This window comes from Segatella copri, from assembly GCF_019127135.1.
In the GTDB taxonomy this organism is placed as follows: domain Bacteria; phylum Bacteroidota; class Bacteroidia; order Bacteroidales; family Bacteroidaceae; genus Prevotella.
The window spans coordinates 15753-31021 of the sequence record NZ_JAHOEA010000014.1; the positions used below are offsets into that span (position 1 = coordinate 15753).

The window sequence follows — 15269 nt, forward strand, 5'->3', positions numbered from 1 at the left end:
CGTTTTAACTGCGCACAAAGGTACTATTTATTATCGAGAAATCCAAAAAAAAAGTAATTTGTTAAGAATATATTTCATTTCTCTCCATTTTGTTTAACAAATCTAGCAGAAGAAAGCACAAAACACGAATTTTGCAAACCCGATATAGCAAACAGGCGATTTCATCTACTAAAAATCATAAAAACCGCTACTATATTTTGCTGATTCAAATATAATTTGTATCTTTGCCTTCGGTTTTTGAAACCAGCAGAAAGGTTTAGAACAATAAATTAGTACATAAACTAAATAAAATTTAGGTAAAATGAAAATTGAAGATTTTAACTTTGCCGGTCACAAGGCAATCGTGCGCGTTGACTTCAACGTGCCATTGGATGAAAATGGTAATGTAACAGACGACACTCGTATCCGCGGTGCCCTTCCTACATTGAAGAAGGTACTTGCAGACGGCGGTGCGCTCATCATGATGAGCCACATGGGTAAGCCAAAGGGCAAGGTTAAACCAGAGCTTTCTCTCTCTCAGATTGTTAAGAACGTATCAGACGCTCTCGGCGTAGACGTTAAGTTCGCTAAGGACTGCGGTAACGCAGATGCTGAGGCTGCTGCCTTGAAGCCAGGTGAGGCTCTCTTGCTCGAGAACCTCCGCTTCTACCCAGAAGAGGAAGGCAAGCCAGTTGGCGTTGAGAAGGGTACTCCAGAATTCGATGCTGCTAAGGCTGAGATGAAGGAGCGTCAGAAGAAGTTCGCTGCCAAGTTGGCTTCTTACGCTGACGTATATGTAATGGACGCATTCGGTACTGCTCACCGCAAGCATGCTTCTACAGCTGTCATCGCTGATTCTTTCGACAAGGATCACAAGATGCTCGGCTTCCTGATGGAGAAGGAAGTTAAGGCTGTTGACGCAGTTCTCGGCAACATCAAGCGCCCATTCACAGCTATCATGGGTGGTTCTAAGGTTTCTACTAAGATCGGTATCATCGAGAACCTGTTGACTAAGGTTGACAACCTGATTCTCTGCGGTGGTATGACTTATACATTCTCTAAGGCTCTCGGTGGCAAGATCGGTATGTCTATCTGCGAGGATGACAAGCTCGACGTTGCTCTCGACGTAATCAAGAAGGCTAAGGAGAACGGTGTAAACCTCGTACTCGGCACAGACTCTATCTGCGGTGATGACTTCAAGAACGATTGCAATACTCAGGTTTGCCCATCTAACAACATCCCTGACGGATGGGAGGGAATGGACGCAGGTCCTGAGACTCGCAAGGCTTTCGCAGCTGCCATCAAGGGTGCCAAGACTATTCTCTGGAATGGTCCTGCAGGTGTATTCGAGTTCGACAACTTCGCAGGTGGTTCTAAGGCTATTGCTGACGCAATCGCTGAGGCTACTAAGGAAGGTGCATTCTCACTCATCGGTGGTGGTGACTCTGTAGCTTGTATCAACAAGTTCGGTTTGGCTGATCAGGTATCTTACATCTCTACAGGTGGTGGTGCTCTCCTCGAGGCTATCGAGGGTAAGGTATTGCCAGGTGTAGCAGCTATCGAGAAGTAATCTTATGTTTAAAAGAAAGCCATTTGAAAAATGGGCTTGATTTTTTACAAGAAAAAATAGGTTGGAGGGCATCATATGTGATGTCCTCCAATTTTCAGTTTTAACTGAATCCCCTAATAATCTACAGATTCTCTCTATAAACAGAACTATATCCCTCAATTAAAACAAGCAACAGAAAACATAAATTCTAAAATGATTTGGTAAACTACAGGAATATAATTTTCTGATTTTAAAACGAATACATGAATTGGATTGTTAATCTCTTCACCAATACCGAGTCGGTGGCTCACATCGCCCTACTCTACGCTATCGTGATAGCTATTGGTGTTTACCTCGGAAAGTTAAAGATTGGCGGCATTTCGTTAGGCGTCACCTTCGTACTCTTCGCAGGTATTTTGGCTGGCCACGTTGGCTTCACCGGTCCAAAGGAAATTCTCACATTCGTGCAAGACTTCGGATTGATCCTCTTCGTCTTCATGATTGGTCTCCAGGTAGGACCTGGTTTCTTCGAGAGTTTCAAGAAAGGTGGTGTTACGCTCAACATGCTTTCGGCTAGCGCTATTTTACTCAACATCCTCGTGATGTTTGGTTGCTATTATCTCTTCTTTGATACGAGCAACCCTAACAACCTGCCTATGATGATAGGTACACTCTATGGTGCGGTTACCAATACTCCGGGTCTTGGTGCTGCCAACGAGGCTTTGCTCAGCGTCTTCCCTAATGGTGCTCCAAGTATCGCCAATGGTTATGCTTGTGCTTATCCTCTTGGTGTAGTAGGCATTATCGGTGCTACTATCCTTATCAAGTACATCTGTAAGATTAATACTGCTGATGAGGAAGAACAGCTTAACGAAGAAGATGCTGCAAACCCACACGCTAAGGCCCACAACATGCACTTGCGCGTGGAAAATGCTTACATTACAGGCAGAACGCTGAGAGAAGTTTCAGAATTCTTGAACCGTGACATTGTATGTTCCCGACTGCTCCACAATGGCGAGGTAAGTATTCCTAACAGCAAGACTAAATTTGAGGTTGGAGATGAATTGCTCGTTGTATGTGCAGAGGCTGATGCTGAAGCCATCAAGGCTTTCATCGGACCAGAGGTTGAGGCTGAATGGGACCGCGAGAAGGATGAAGTACAGCACTTTGTTTCTCGCCGTATCATCGTTACCCGTCCAGAAATGAACGGTAAGACCTTGGGCAAGATGCACTTCTCCAGCGTATACGGCGTTAACGTAACCCGTATTTCCCGTCAGGGAATGGACATTTTTGCAGGCAGAAACCACCACTTCCACGTAGGTGATAAGATTCTGGTTGTAGGTCCTGAAGAGAATGTGAACCGTGTGGCTGAAATCATGGGTAACTCTGTAAAGCGCCTCGATGCGCCTAACATTGCTACTATCTTCGTAGGCATTATGGTGGGTATTATCTTCGGTTCTCTCCCATTTGCCATTCCGGGAATGCCGGTGCCTTTGAAGTTGGGTATTGCCGGAGGTCCGCTGATCATCGCCATCCTCATCGGCCGTTTCGGCTATCGCATGAAACTGGTAACTTATACGACGACTTCGGCTAATATGATGCTGCGAGAAATAGGACTTGTACTCTTCCTGGCGAGTGTGGGAATCAAGGCTGGTGCCGGATTCTGGGACACGGTAGTACAGGGTGACGGTTTGAAATATGTGGGATGTGGTTTCCTCATCACCGTTATTCCTATCTTCATCATCGGTACGATTGCCCGCCTGAAGTTTAAGTTCAACTACTTCACCATCATGGGTATGCTCGCCGGTACTTACACAGACCCTCCTGCATTGGCTTATGCAAATGCTTCTTGCTCTAAGGAGGCTCCAGCTGTAGGTTACTCTACAGTTTATCCTTTGAGCATGTTCCTCCGTATCTTTACAGCCCAGATTGTGGTGCTGTTCTTCTGCGGAGCGTAAGGCTTACAAAAGTTAACAAAACGACTAGTAATAGTTATAAATTATAAAAGAGGTGCACAAAGACAAAAATTTGTGCACTTTTTTTGTTGTCTTTTCAGAAATTCTTCGTACCTTTGAGCACAAGAAACAAACCTAATGAATCTTCTAGGAACAGCAACAGTTCCTACATGATGCAGTTTTTTCGAAACATGAAACAATAACCCTATAAACGTTAGTAAGCGTATGAAGAAATTGGGATTTCTGATAACCATGCTAGTCATCACTTCCTTGCCCGCTTGGAGTCAAGGAGCCAAAAGCATCCGTATAACGGAGGTGATGACCGACAACCGTACCAATCTTGTAGATGAGTACGGGCAGCACAAACCATGGGTGGAATTGAGCAATTCCTCCTTTACCACGTATAATGTACGCGGTATGTTCCTAACCACCGACAGACGAGTTCTCAACAAGAACCTGTCGCCCGAAGTACGTCGGCAAATGATGTATCCATTGCCGAACAATGAACCCCGAACCATGCTGGGCGGCAAGAAGAGCATCGTCATCTTCGATAGCAGTAGCTGGTACAAGGACGGTTGGAACGGGCAGTATTGGAAGGCAAAGGATTCTTCCAACACCGGACCTTTTCATCTCAATCTTATTCTGCAGGAAAAGAAGTCCAACTGGATAGCACTTTATGATGGAAACGCCGTAGATCTGATAGACTCCGTGAGTGTGCCTGTATTGGCAGCCAACGAGAGCTATGCACTGAGCAGTGATTTCAAGACATGGAATAAAGCCATTGCCGGATTCATCACCCCGGGTTATCTGCCACAAAACGCCGGTTTGAGTAAAGCCCAGCAATTGAAGAAAAGCGACCCGTACGGAATAGGAATCGCCGTACTTTCAATGGGAATCGTATTTGCCTGCCTTGCTCTCCTCTTCATCGTGTTCTGGGCTTTCGGAACCTACATGAAACATAAACAGCGCATCGCCCGTGCTACAGAGAAACACGCCACCTTATTATATAAGACAGGAAAGAAGACCATCGAGGTTACGCAAGACCTCAGCCATAAGACCAATGTGATTCTGAAGGATGGTTTAGAAACCAAGGGTATTGATAAGGAGATTTACATGGCAGTCATCTCCCTTGCACTACAGGAATATCTGGAAGATGTTCACGATGTAGAATCAGGCATTATCACCATCAAACCTAAACAGACAAGATGGAATGCTCCGAAATTCAACAACAATAATAACAATGCTAAAATATAAAAACTATGGCAAAGTACGAATATAAGGTTAAAGGCGTAGATTACGTCGTTGAAATACAGGATATTGAAGGCAATATCGCCAATGTTACCGTAAATGGAATTCCATTCGAAGTGGAAATGAAACAGCCGGTTAAGGCTGGCAAGCAGAAAGTAAAGTTAAGTGAAGAGCGAAGAGTGAAGAGTGAAGAATTCAACAGTTCTTCTTCTGCTGCAACAAATGCAAGTTCTGCAACAAACGAAAGTTCCGCACCAACCACCAAAACAGCGGCAGCCGCTGCCTCTGGCAAGCCAGTGGTAGCTCCTCTGCCTGGCACAATCAACGAAATCAAGGTAAAAGTTGGTGACAAGGTGAACGCAGGCGATACGGTTGTCGTTCTCGAAGCTATGAAGATGCAGAACAACATCGATGCAGAAACCTCGGGAACCATTGCCAGCATCAACGTGAATAAGGGCGACGCTGTGATGGAAGGAGACACGCTTGTGACAATCGCTTAATAAGCGATAAAGTAGGAACAACTATGATTACTCTTTCTAACAAGAAGACTAATCATAAAATTCAATGTTCAACTTTCAAAGTTCAAAGTAAATCAATGTTCAACTTTCAAAGTTCAAAGTAAATTATGGATTTCATCATACAAAACTTCAATGAGTTTCTTACCTTCACGGGCTTTGCCAACGCCTCGGCAGGAAACCTCATCATGATTCTGGTGGGAGCACTCTTTATCTGGCTCGCCATCAAGAAAGATTTTGAGCCGCTGCTCCTGGTTCCTATCGGACTGGGAATCATTCTTGGCAACATTCCATTCCGTGCCGATGCAGGACTCGAAATAGGTTTATACGAAGACAACTCCGTTCTGAACATCTTCTACCAGGGAGTGAAACAGGGCTGGTACCCGCCACTCGTATTCCTGGGCATTGGAGCCATGACCGACTTCTCGGCGCTCATTTCCAATCCGAAACTCATCCTGATTGGAGCCGCTGCCCAATTTGGAATCTTCGGCGCCTACATGATTGCCCTGGCTCTTGGGTTTGAACCTAACCAGGCAGCAGGCATTGCCATTATCGGAGGTGCAGACGGACCAACCGCCATCTTCCTGAGCAGCAAACTGAGTCCGAACCTCATGGGAGCCATTGCGGTTTGTGCCTACTCTTACATGGCACTGGTGCCTGTAATCCAGCCACCTTTGATGCGACTGCTTACAACCAAGAAAGAGCGCGTCATCAAGATGAAACCGGCACGTCAGGTTTCACAGACCGAAAAGATTCTATTCCCTATCATCGGTCTGCTTCTCACCACCTTCATCGTTCCGTCCGGTTTGCCATTGCTAGGAATGCTGTTCTTCGGAAATCTTCTGAAAGAGAGCGGTAAGACAACCCGACTTGCCAAGACAGCAAGCAGCAGCTTGAATGACATTGTCGTCATCCTCCTCGGTCTGACCGTAGGCTGCTCTACCCAGGCTTCAGAGTTTCTGACATTGAATACCATCAAGATCTTTGCTCTCGGTGCTCTTGCATTTATCATCGCATCGGCAAGCGGAATATTATTCGTAAAGCTGATGAATCTCTTCTTGCCAAAAGGCAAGAAACTAAACCCACTTATCGGAAACGCCGGAGTGAGTGCCGTACCAATGAGTGCACGCATCTCCAACAACCTGGGTCTGGAATACGACCGCCACAACTTCCTTCTCATGCACGCCATGGGACCAAACGTTGCGGGAGTCATTGGTTCTGCCGTTGCAGCCGGAGCTTTGCTGGGATTCTTCAATTAAAAATTGAGCCATCAAGCTACCCCTCCAAGATAAGCACATAAAAAAGAATCGCCCTGAAAGGACAAAAGCATCTTACATCCAATGCTTTCCCTTCAGGGCGACTTTTTTATTCTATTTTAGCTCTTAACCCGCATGCTCATTTTTCCTTCAAAGGAAATGATAACCTCAACCTGATAACTCAAACTGCTGTCAGGCATTGCCAGCACAGCAAGATAATGAATACCAGCTTCATCTATCTTATTGAATACGATGTCGCTCAATATAGCCTGATTCAAGAACGAAGCAGGAACCTGCTTACCGAAATCCTTCTTATAGAAATCACGAGAGAACAGACGGTTGGCACCATGATAGACATGCAGATTCACAATATTATCGTAATAAACATTGTCTACCTCAACACCATCATCATTATAAGAACTCTTGTAGACCTTATAACTTGTTGGGTTAACCTGTACGTAGAGATGATATTTCTCATCGCCCCTTACAACCACCGTATCACGTTTGATCAGCGTATTCTGATTCAGCGCCACAGAAGCACGATTGTGGATGAACTGCTGCAAATAAGATTTATCTTCCGTCTTCACCAGCTTCACCACATCTCCATTCTGCACTTTAAACTGGAAAATATGCTCAGCCTGTTTTACAATCGGATATTTTGCCATATTAGCACCCTTCATTACAAGCGTATCGCCAGCAATGTAGAAGTAGACAGGCTGACTGGTAGAATCAGGATAATAAATCGTGTCGCCCTTAACGCGAAACGCTACATCATCCTCATCGTCATCGTTCAGCCAAATGCCTTGCAACATTTTCTTAGCCGCAGCATCTTCCTTTACCTCCTGTTGCTTTTCGGTCTTCTGACCACAAGCAACAAAAGCCAAGATACAGCCGAGCAGCCATAAATTAACTATCTTTTTCATGATGAGTTCTTTAAATAAATTAATCGGTAAAAGCCTGTACCAATTCTACTCGAAATAATCAGCCTCTTCGAAAGACTTTGCCTTGATTCTGTCTTTTTCAGACGTAAGTACCTCTACTCCTTCAATAGGCCATTCTATCCCGATGGTAGGATCATCCCAATGAATGCTGGCTTCATGTTCAGGAGCATAAACGTTGTCAACCTTATAAGTAAAGATTGCTTCGTCGCTCAGTACAAGAAAACCATGGGCAAAACCGCGAGGAATGAAAAACTGACGTTTGTTCTCTCCACTCAATTCTACCATTACATATTTACCGAAAGTCTTGCTGCCCTTTCGCAGGTCAACAGCAACATCCAGCACGCAGCCCTTGATGACACGCACCAACTTAGCCTGCGAGAATTCACCTTTCTGATAATGCAAACCTCTGAGCACACCACGAGCCGACATCGATTCATTGTCTTGCACAAACACCACATGCCCTCCAACGTGAGCATCGAATTCAGCCTGCTTCCATGCCTCAAAGAAATAGCCGCGAGCATCATCAAATACCCGAGGTTCTATCAGCCAGACTCCTTCTATTTCTGTCTCTGTATATTTCATCGATTAATACCTTATTTATTTTAGGCACAAAGGTAATACTTTTTCCCGAAACGACAAAACAAATTAGACTTTTTATGATTTCATCGAAAATTTTCTCTATTTTCTGTTGGTCATTTCCGAAAAAATCACTACCTTTGCAAACGTGAATAGACTAGAAAGACATATAGAGATCCTACTTTTGAGCAACGATTGCGTGATTGTCCCAGGATTTGGTGGCTTCATGGCTCATCATGTAGATGCGCGTTACGATGGCAGAGACAGCATGTTTTTGCCACCGCTGAGAACTATTGGCTTCAATCCGCAACTCCAGATGAACGATTCTCTCCTTGCACTTTCGTATGTTGAAGCATACGACATCAGCTATCCGGAAGCTTTGAACCGCATTGCTGATGAGGTAACAGAGATGCGTCAGACTCTGGAGAATTCAGGCAAATTTGAACTGAACGATATTGGCACCATCATATTGAACGAAGACGGAAACTACACCTTCGAACCATGTGAGGCAGGCATCCTTACACCTGAGTTGTATGGCTTGGGTGGCTTAAACATGCTCCCACTTGCGCAGATTTCTGCAGAAGAGGCTCAGAAGGCTGAAGATTCTGCTGCTTCAATCATAGAAATGCCAGCAAAGACAGTAGAAAACAATCGTACAGAAAGCAAAGTCAAGAATCAAGATAGTAACCAGAAGATGGAGAGCGGACTCTCTGTCAACAGTTCCGTGTTCGTTAACGATGAAGACGAAAAAGAATCAAATGCCGAATTTATCAGCATCAAGAAGAGCTGGTTGCGCAATATTGCAGCAGCCTGCATCGCTCTCATTGCATTCTTCACCTACTCTTCTCCATTGGGAACACCAACCGTTCAGAAGAGCCAAATCGACACAGGTATGTTGAACCGCATCATGCCTAAGGAGATCAATAAAGTTGCGCAACCTCAAGAACTGGTTCTTAGTACAGAATCTCAAGCAGAAGAAAGCATTCCTGCCAAGTCTGTCAACATGGCTCAGGACAATGAATTACAAGCAGCTTCTTCTTACTATAGCATCGTTTTGGCAAGTCGTGTTACCAAGCGCAATGCAGCGAGCTATGCAGAACTCCTCCAAAACAAGGGATTCAAGGAAGCCAGAGTGTTGATTACGGATAATAATGTGAAAGTTATATACGGAACTTACTCTACCGAGGGCGAAGCTTATTCTGCTCTCAACCGCTTACATAACTATGATGCCTTTACAGACGGCTGGATTACGAAAGTAAAAGAATAGTTGACAGTTAAGAGTTTATAGTTTATAGCTAGAACAAAGAGCAAGGAAAATCGGAAGCTTTTACAACACATTATTATAAAATATAGACAGAAAAGTAAGAACAAGAATATGAAAAGAGTACGTTGTCCTAAGTGCGATAATTTTATCACCTTCGATGAGACCAAGTATCAGGCTGGTCAGAGTCTCGTTTTCGTTTGCCCTAATTGCAATAAGCAGTTTGGCATCCGAATGGGAGTTTCAAAGCTCCGCGAAACCCGCAAGGAAGAAAAACTTGACGAGAATGCCAACGAGAAGGGATATGGTTCTATCGTTGTCATCGAGAACGTATTCGCTTACAAGCAGGTCATCCCGCTCCAGTTGGGCGACAACATCATCGGCCGCTACATGAAGAACAGCGGAATCAACTGCCCTATCGAAACCGTAGACCCAAGCGTTGACATGAACCATTGCGTAATCAACGTTAGTCGCGACAAGAAAGGCAAGTTGAAGTATGTACTCCGCGATGGACCAAGTTATACAGGAACTTTCGTTGACAATGAAATTCTGGGCGACAGAGAACGCCGTGTTATCGAAGACGGAACCCTGTTCACCATCGGAGCAACTTCAATCATTCTCCGCACAGCAGACAGTGAAGAAGAAAACTAAGAAGTTTCGATTATCAAAATAAACACTTCAAAAGGAGCAATTAGATGTTGGTTTACATCTAATTGCTCCTTTTTCACTTAACGAAAACGTAAAATCCCGCCATATTCCTAACTTTCTGAAAGAAATCTACTATATTTCGTAATCTTTTTGTTTTTATTTTCTTTAAATTAAAAGAAAATGTGTACCTTTGCATCGAAAAATAAGAAATAGAAATGAATTACGTTAGGTTATGGATGTAGCAATCGTAAAATATAATGCCGGAAATATCTATTCCGTAGTCAACGCCATGAAGCGTTTAGGCATCGAACCTGTACTTACAGATGATGCAGAAATGCTCCAGAAGGCAGACCGCGTCCTCTTCCCAGGACAAGGCCAGGCAAGAGAAGCAATGGAATATCTGAAGGCTCATCAACTTGATCAAGTAATCAAGAACTTGAAGCAACCCGTCCTGGGCATTTGTGTAGGACAGCAACTCTTGTGCCGCCATTCGGAAGAAGGTGACGTAGATTGCATAGGAATCTTTGATGTAGATGTAAAGCGATTCCAGCCTCAGAAACACGAAGACAAGGTGCCTGCTATGGGATGGAATGAAATCTATGATTTGAAGACTGACCTTTATAAGGGGTTCGGAAACAGAATAGATTCTGACTCAGACAAGTCTACCGCTGATGCGCTGCTTCATCCCTACTTCTATTTCGTACATAGTTATTATGTGCCACTCTGCGAGGAGACCATTGCCAAGGCAGAATACATTCTTCCTTATAGCGCATCGCTCCACAAAGACAATTTCTATACCTGCCAGTTCCATCCGGAAAAGAGCGGAAAGGTGGGAGAACAGATTTTAAAGAACTTTTTAGAGATAAAATAAAAGAGGAAATACTAATATGATAGAATTAATTCCAGCTATCGACTTGATAAATGGCCAGTGTGTTCGTCTTACAAAAGGCGATTACGACCAGAAGAAGGTTTACAATGACAATCCTGCCGAGGTTGCAAAACAGTTTGAGCAGATGGGCTTCAAGCGCCTTCATGTAGTAGACCTCGATGGAGCCAAGTCAAAGCACATCGTAAATGATGCGGTATTGAAGGCCATTACCACAGAAACCTCTCTCGTGGTTGATTTCGGTGGCGGAATCAAGACCGAAGAAGATATAGAGAAAGCTTTTGCTGCGGGAGCAAGCATGGTTACAGTGGGCAGTATTGCCGTCACTAATCCGGATCTCTTCATGCAATGGTTGGACAAATATGGAGCTGACCGCCTGATTCTGGGAGCCGATGTAAGAAACGGAAAGATTTCTATCAACGGATGGAAAGAAGATTCTTCTGAAGATCTCCTTCCTTTCCTGAAAAAGTACATCGATAAAGGAGTACGCTACGTTCTCTGCACAGAAATCAGCAAAGACGGAACGCTGCAAGGACCTGCCATAGAACTCTACAAAGAAGTAATGGCTGCCTACCCTCAACTGCATCTTATCGCTTCAGGCGGAGTGAGTTGCAACGAAGACATCGAAGCTTTGGAAGCTGCAGGTATTCCTGCCGTAGTATTTGGAAAAGCTTTCTACGAAGGGAAAATCGATGTTGACAAACTAGTTAAATAGTTAATAGTTGACAGTTAATAGCTGACAGTCAATTACTCGTAGCTATTCTCGACACGCCCTGTAAGGGCAAAAGCTTCAATCTATAAGAATTTAAATACAATGGTGAAAGTTCAAAGTAAAAGCAAAGGATTGGCTAAGCGAATCGTTCCTTGTCTTGACGTGAAGAATGGCGAGACGGTAAAGGGAACCAATTTCGTAAACCTGCGCAGCGCTGGCGACCCGGTAGAACTGGGAAAAGCTTATAGCAATGCTGGAGCTGACGAGCTCGTATTCCTAGATATTACAGCAAGTTTCGAAGAGCGCAAAACCTTTACGGATATGGTAACCCGTGTGGCTGCCGAAATCAATATCCCATTTACTGTGGGAGGTGGAATCAATGAACTCAAAGATGTTGACCGCCTGCTCAACGCAGGAGCTGACAAGGTTAGCATCAACAGCGCTGCCATCCGACATCCGGAGCTCATCAATGAAATAGCCAACCATTATGGCTCACAGGTTTGCGTATGCGCCATTGATGCACGTCTCGATTCTGACGGCTGGCACTGTTATGTGAAAGGCGGAAGAGAACGGGTGGAACTAGGACTGTTTGACTGGGCTAAGGAAGTAGCCGACCGGGGTGCCGGTGAAATTCTCTTTACCAGTATGGATCATGACGGTGTGAAACAGGGATTCGCAAACGAGGCCCTCGCCCGTCTTGCTGAAGAAGTAAGCATTCCTATCATCGCCTCAGGAGGTGCTGGAAAAATGGAGCATTTCCGCGATGCTTTCACCCAAGGCAAGGCAGATGCTGCACTGGCAGCCAGCGTGTTCCACTTTGGCGAGATTGCCATTCCTGACCTCAAGAAATATCTGAGAGAAGAAGGAATCAACGTGAGAATATAGAACACGGGGTATATAATAATGTAAGAAAATAAAAACAAGATAAAATGGAAATAGATTTCGAAAAATTAGGCGGACTGGTTCCTGCCATCATCCAAGACGCAGTTACAAAGAACGTCTTGATGCTTGGTTTCATGAACCAGGAAGCATACGATAAGACAATAGCAACCAAAAAGGTTACATTCTGGAGCCGTTCACGCAACTGCCTCTGGACAAAAGGTGAAACATCAGGCAACTTCCTGAACCTTGTAAGCATTCAGAACGACTGCGATAACGACACCTTGCTGGTAAAGGTTCACCCAGACGGTCCAACCTGCCACAAAGGTACAGATACCTGTTGGGCAGAAGAGAACACGCTCAACCCTATCCTCTTCCTCTCAGAACTTCAGGATTTCATCAACAAGCGCCATGAAGAAATGCCAGAGGGAAGCTACACTACCAGCCTCTTCAAGAAAGGCGTTAACAAAATGGCACAAAAGGTTGGAGAAGAAGCTGTTGAAACTATTATCGAAGCAACAAATGGCAACAACGAGAAACTCGTTTACGAGAGTTCAGACCTTCTCTATCACCTCATCGTTCTGCTCACAAGCAAGGGTTTGAGAATAGAAGATGTTGTGAAAGAACTTCAGATGCGTCACGACCCGGAATGGGATAAGAAACGTCGCGTTGCCAAGAGCAAGGGCGAAATGAAATAACAAACCAACATTAAGGAGAAAAAAATAGAAGATGTTAATAGATTATCAGAACGTCAGCATATATCAGGCCGACAAGTGCGTGCTCCAGAACATCAATTTCCATATTGATGAAGGAGAATTCGCCTACCTTATCGGAAAAGTCGGCTCTGGTAAAAGTTCGCTTTTAAAGACTCTTTATTGCGAACTAGACCTTGTAGAGGGCGAAACCGAAAAGGCTGAAATTCTCGGCAGAGACCTAAAGATTATCAGGCGAAAGGAGATTCCGGCTCTGCGCAAGGAGTTGGGAATCATCTTTCAGGATTTCCAGTTGCTACACGACCGCACCGTTCGCAAGAACTTTGAATTCGTGCTTAAGGCAACAGGCTGGAAAAACAAGAAAGACAGAGATAAGCGCATCGAAGAAGTTCTCAACGAAGTGGGCATGATTGATAAAATCGACAAAATGCCTCATGAGCTCTCAGGTGGTGAGCAGCAGCGTGTAGCCATCGCCCGCGCCATTCTCAACAATCCTAAGATCATCATCGCCGATGAACCTACAGGCAATCTCGACCCAGAGACAGCCAGCAACATCGTGAGTCTGCTGAAAGACATCACCAAACAAGGAACAGCCGTTGTGATGACAACCCATAACATCCCGATGCTCGACAAATTCCCAGGCATCGTTTACCGCTGTAAGGAAGGTGTGCTCTACGACGTAACAAATGAGTACAACCGTATCGACCTCACAGAGGATGGAGAAGATAATTAAGTGAAATAATTAAATAAAATTACGACTATGAAGGTAATGAAATTCGGAGGTACTTCTGTAGGCTCACCAGAGCGCATGAAGGGAGTAGCCTCTTTGGTTACAGAATCAGGTGAACCAACTTTCATCGTATTGTCTGCGATGAGCGGTACAACAAACTCTCTCGTTGAGATCTCTGACTATCTTTACAAGAAGAATCCAGAGGGCGCCAACGAGGTAATCAACAACTTGGAGAAGAAATACATGCAGCATGTAGAAGAACTCTACTCTACCGAGGAGATGAAAAATACGACTCGTGAGTTCTTGCAGGGCGAATTCAACTATCTCCGCTCATTCACCAAAGACCTCTTCACTTCTTTCGAGGAGAAGAGCATCGTGGCTCAGGGCGAGATGATGAGCACCAACATGGTTGTAAACTACTTGAAGGAACAGGGTGTAAAGGCTGTATTGCTCAGCGCATTAGACTTCATGCGCACAGACAAGAACGCAGAGCCAGATCCTCAGTACATCAAGGAGAAGTTGGCTGCTATCATGGAGCAGAACCAGGGCTATCAGATTTACATCACTCAGGGATTCATCTGCCGCAACGCATATGGCGAGGTTGACAATCTGCAGCGTGGCGGTAGCGACTACACCGCATCTCTTATCGGTGCAGCTCTCCCAGCTGAAGAGATTCAGATCTGGACCGACATCGACGGAATGCACAACAACGACCCTCGTGTCGTAGAGCACACTGAGGCAGTACGCCAGTTGAACTTCGAGGAGGCTGCAGAGTTGGCTTACTTCGGTGCCAAGATTCTCCACCCTACCTGTGTCCAGCCAGCTAAGTATGCAGGCATCCCTGTACGCTTGAAGAACACCATGGATCCTAAGGCCGACGGTACAATCATCGACAATGTCATCGTACGCGGCAAGATCAAGGCTGTTGCTGCCAAGGACAACATCACAGCCATCAAGATCAAGAGTAGCCGCATGTTACTCGCTACAGGCTTCCTCCGCAAGGTATTCGAAATCTTTGAGAGCTATCAGACTCCAATTGATATGATTGCCACTTCTGAGGTGGGTGTCAGCATGAGTATTGATAATGATTCTCATCTTAACGACATCGTAAACGAGCTGAAGAAATATGGTACAGTAACTGTAGATTCAGATATGTGTATTATCTGCGTTGTAGGTGATTTGGACTGGAGCAACGTTGGCTTCGAGACCATCGCTACCGATGCGATGAAGAACATTCCTGTACGCATGATTTCTTACGGTGGTTCTAACTACAACATCTCATTCCTCATCAGAGAGAAAGATAAGAAGCAGGCATTACAGAACTTGAGCAACGTATTGTTCGAGAAGAAGTAATGCAAATGAAAACGAAGAGTGAAAAGTGAAGAATTCGTATGTAATGCTTCCTGTCCACTCTTCGTTGG

At 44.8% G+C, this 15269-nt stretch carries 15 protein-coding genes; 13 read left to right on the plus strand and 2 right to left on the minus strand.

Annotated elements, in window-relative coordinates; all coding sequences use genetic code 11:
* Positions 1-301: 301 nt before the first annotated feature.
* The 5 genes from KSW37_RS05610 (at position 302) to KSW37_RS05630 (ending at position 6505) form a co-directional block, all read left to right on the plus strand.
* On the plus strand, positions 302-1549 hold the full coding sequence (locus tag KSW37_RS05610) for a phosphoglycerate kinase (protein WP_022121786.1): 1248 nt from the start codon (positions 302-304) through the stop codon (positions 1547-1549).
* A 242-nt stretch (positions 1550-1791) separates the two neighbouring features.
* Positions 1792-3486: a putative transporter gene (locus KSW37_RS05615; RefSeq protein ID WP_217313588.1), complete on the plus strand. Its 1695-nt coding sequence runs from the start codon at positions 1792-1794 to the stop codon at positions 3484-3486.
* 222 nt (positions 3487-3708) lie between these two features.
* Positions 3709-4737, plus strand: a complete 1029-nt coding sequence (locus tag KSW37_RS05620) for an OadG family protein (RefSeq protein ID WP_217313589.1) — start codon at positions 3709-3711, stop codon at positions 4735-4737.
* A gap of 5 nt (positions 4738-4742) precedes the next feature.
* Entirely contained in the window at positions 4743-5231 is a 489-nt protein-coding gene (locus KSW37_RS05625; RefSeq protein WP_217313590.1) for a biotin/lipoyl-containing protein, read from the plus strand.
* Between the two features lie 125 nt (positions 5232-5356).
* Complete coding sequence (locus KSW37_RS05630) at positions 5357-6505, plus strand: sodium ion-translocating decarboxylase subunit beta (RefSeq protein WP_022121790.1); 1149 nt, start codon at positions 5357-5359, stop codon at positions 6503-6505.
* A gap of 116 nt (positions 6506-6621) precedes the next feature.
* Here the strand turns inward: KSW37_RS05630 and KSW37_RS05635 are convergent, their stop codons facing one another.
* Positions 6622-7425, minus strand: a complete 804-nt coding sequence (locus KSW37_RS05635; RefSeq protein ID WP_217313591.1) for a DUF4738 domain-containing protein — start codon at positions 7423-7425, stop codon at positions 6622-6624.
* Between the two features lie 45 nt (positions 7426-7470).
* Positions 7471-8025, minus strand: coding sequence for a dTDP-4-dehydrorhamnose 3,5-epimerase (gene rfbC, locus KSW37_RS05640; RefSeq protein ID WP_217313592.1), 555 nt, complete (start codon positions 8023-8025; stop codon positions 7471-7473).
* Between the two features lie 106 nt (positions 8026-8131).
* Between rfbC and KSW37_RS05645 the strand changes: the two genes are divergently transcribed.
* The 8 genes from KSW37_RS05645 to KSW37_RS05680 all read left to right on the plus strand — a co-directional run bounded on the left by KSW37_RS05645 (position 8132) and on the right by KSW37_RS05680 (position 15201).
* Entirely contained in the window at positions 8132-9286 is a 1155-nt protein-coding gene (locus KSW37_RS05645) for an SPOR domain-containing protein (protein WP_217313593.1), read from the plus strand.
* Between the two features lie 108 nt (positions 9287-9394).
* Entirely contained in the window at positions 9395-9931 is a 537-nt protein-coding gene (locus KSW37_RS05650) for an FHA domain-containing protein (protein WP_006846465.1), read from the plus strand.
* Positions 9932-10160: 229 nt separating this feature from the next.
* Positions 10161-10799, plus strand: a complete 639-nt coding sequence (gene hisH, locus KSW37_RS05655) for an imidazole glycerol phosphate synthase subunit HisH (RefSeq protein ID WP_217313594.1) — start codon at positions 10161-10163, stop codon at positions 10797-10799.
* 16 nt (positions 10800-10815) lie between these two features.
* On the plus strand, positions 10816-11529 hold the full coding sequence (hisA, locus tag KSW37_RS05660) for a 1-(5-phosphoribosyl)-5-[(5-phosphoribosylamino)methylideneamino]imidazole-4-carboxamide isomerase (protein ID WP_217313595.1): 714 nt from the start codon (positions 10816-10818) through the stop codon (positions 11527-11529).
* A gap of 99 nt (positions 11530-11628) precedes the next feature.
* The gene (gene hisF, locus KSW37_RS05665) at positions 11629-12411 is read left to right on the plus strand and encodes an imidazole glycerol phosphate synthase subunit HisF (protein ID WP_217313596.1); all 783 of its coding nucleotides are present in this window, start codon (positions 11629-11631) and stop codon (positions 12409-12411) included.
* Positions 12412-12455: 44 nt separating this feature from the next.
* The gene (hisIE, locus tag KSW37_RS05670) at positions 12456-13103 is read left to right on the plus strand and encodes a bifunctional phosphoribosyl-AMP cyclohydrolase/phosphoribosyl-ATP diphosphatase HisIE (protein WP_117728361.1); all 648 of its coding nucleotides are present in this window, start codon (positions 12456-12458) and stop codon (positions 13101-13103) included.
* A gap of 31 nt (positions 13104-13134) precedes the next feature.
* The gene (locus KSW37_RS05675; RefSeq protein WP_217313597.1) at positions 13135-13851 is read left to right on the plus strand and encodes a cell division ATP-binding protein FtsE; all 717 of its coding nucleotides are present in this window, start codon (positions 13135-13137) and stop codon (positions 13849-13851) included.
* Between the two features lie 27 nt (positions 13852-13878).
* Positions 13879-15201, plus strand: a complete 1323-nt coding sequence (locus tag KSW37_RS05680; RefSeq protein WP_006846458.1) for an aspartate kinase — start codon at positions 13879-13881, stop codon at positions 15199-15201.
* Positions 15202-15269 lie beyond the last annotated feature (68 nt).

Coding starts and splice junctions, on each gene's coding strand:
- KSW37_RS05675 (WP_217313597.1), top strand. CDS start 13,135: ATGTTAATAGATTATCAGAACGTCAGCATATATCAGGCCGACAAGTGC.
- KSW37_RS05635 (WP_217313591.1), bottom strand. CDS start 7,425: ATGAAAAAGATAGTTAATTTATGGCTGCTCGGCTGTATCTTGGCTTTT.
- KSW37_RS05630 (WP_022121790.1), top strand. CDS start 5,357: ATGGATTTCATCATACAAAACTTCAATGAGTTTCTTACCTTCACGGGC.
- KSW37_RS05650 (WP_006846465.1), top strand. CDS start 9,395: ATGAAAAGAGTACGTTGTCCTAAGTGCGATAATTTTATCACCTTCGAT.
- hisF (WP_217313596.1), top strand. CDS start 11,629: ATGGTGAAAGTTCAAAGTAAAAGCAAAGGATTGGCTAAGCGAATCGTT.
- rfbC (WP_217313592.1), bottom strand. CDS start 8,025: ATGAAATATACAGAGACAGAAATAGAAGGAGTCTGGCTGATAGAACCT.
- hisH (WP_217313594.1), top strand. CDS start 10,161: ATGGATGTAGCAATCGTAAAATATAATGCCGGAAATATCTATTCCGTA.
- KSW37_RS05615 (WP_217313588.1), top strand. CDS start 1,792: ATGAATTGGATTGTTAATCTCTTCACCAATACCGAGTCGGTGGCTCAC.
- KSW37_RS05610 (WP_022121786.1), top strand. CDS start 302: ATGAAAATTGAAGATTTTAACTTTGCCGGTCACAAGGCAATCGTGCGC.
- KSW37_RS05625 (WP_217313590.1), top strand. CDS start 4,743: ATGGCAAAGTACGAATATAAGGTTAAAGGCGTAGATTACGTCGTTGAA.
- KSW37_RS05680 (WP_006846458.1), top strand. CDS start 13,879: ATGAAGGTAATGAAATTCGGAGGTACTTCTGTAGGCTCACCAGAGCGC.
- KSW37_RS05620 (WP_217313589.1), top strand. CDS start 3,709: ATGAAGAAATTGGGATTTCTGATAACCATGCTAGTCATCACTTCCTTG.
- hisA (WP_217313595.1), top strand. CDS start 10,816: ATGATAGAATTAATTCCAGCTATCGACTTGATAAATGGCCAGTGTGTT.
- hisIE (WP_117728361.1), top strand. CDS start 12,456: ATGGAAATAGATTTCGAAAAATTAGGCGGACTGGTTCCTGCCATCATC.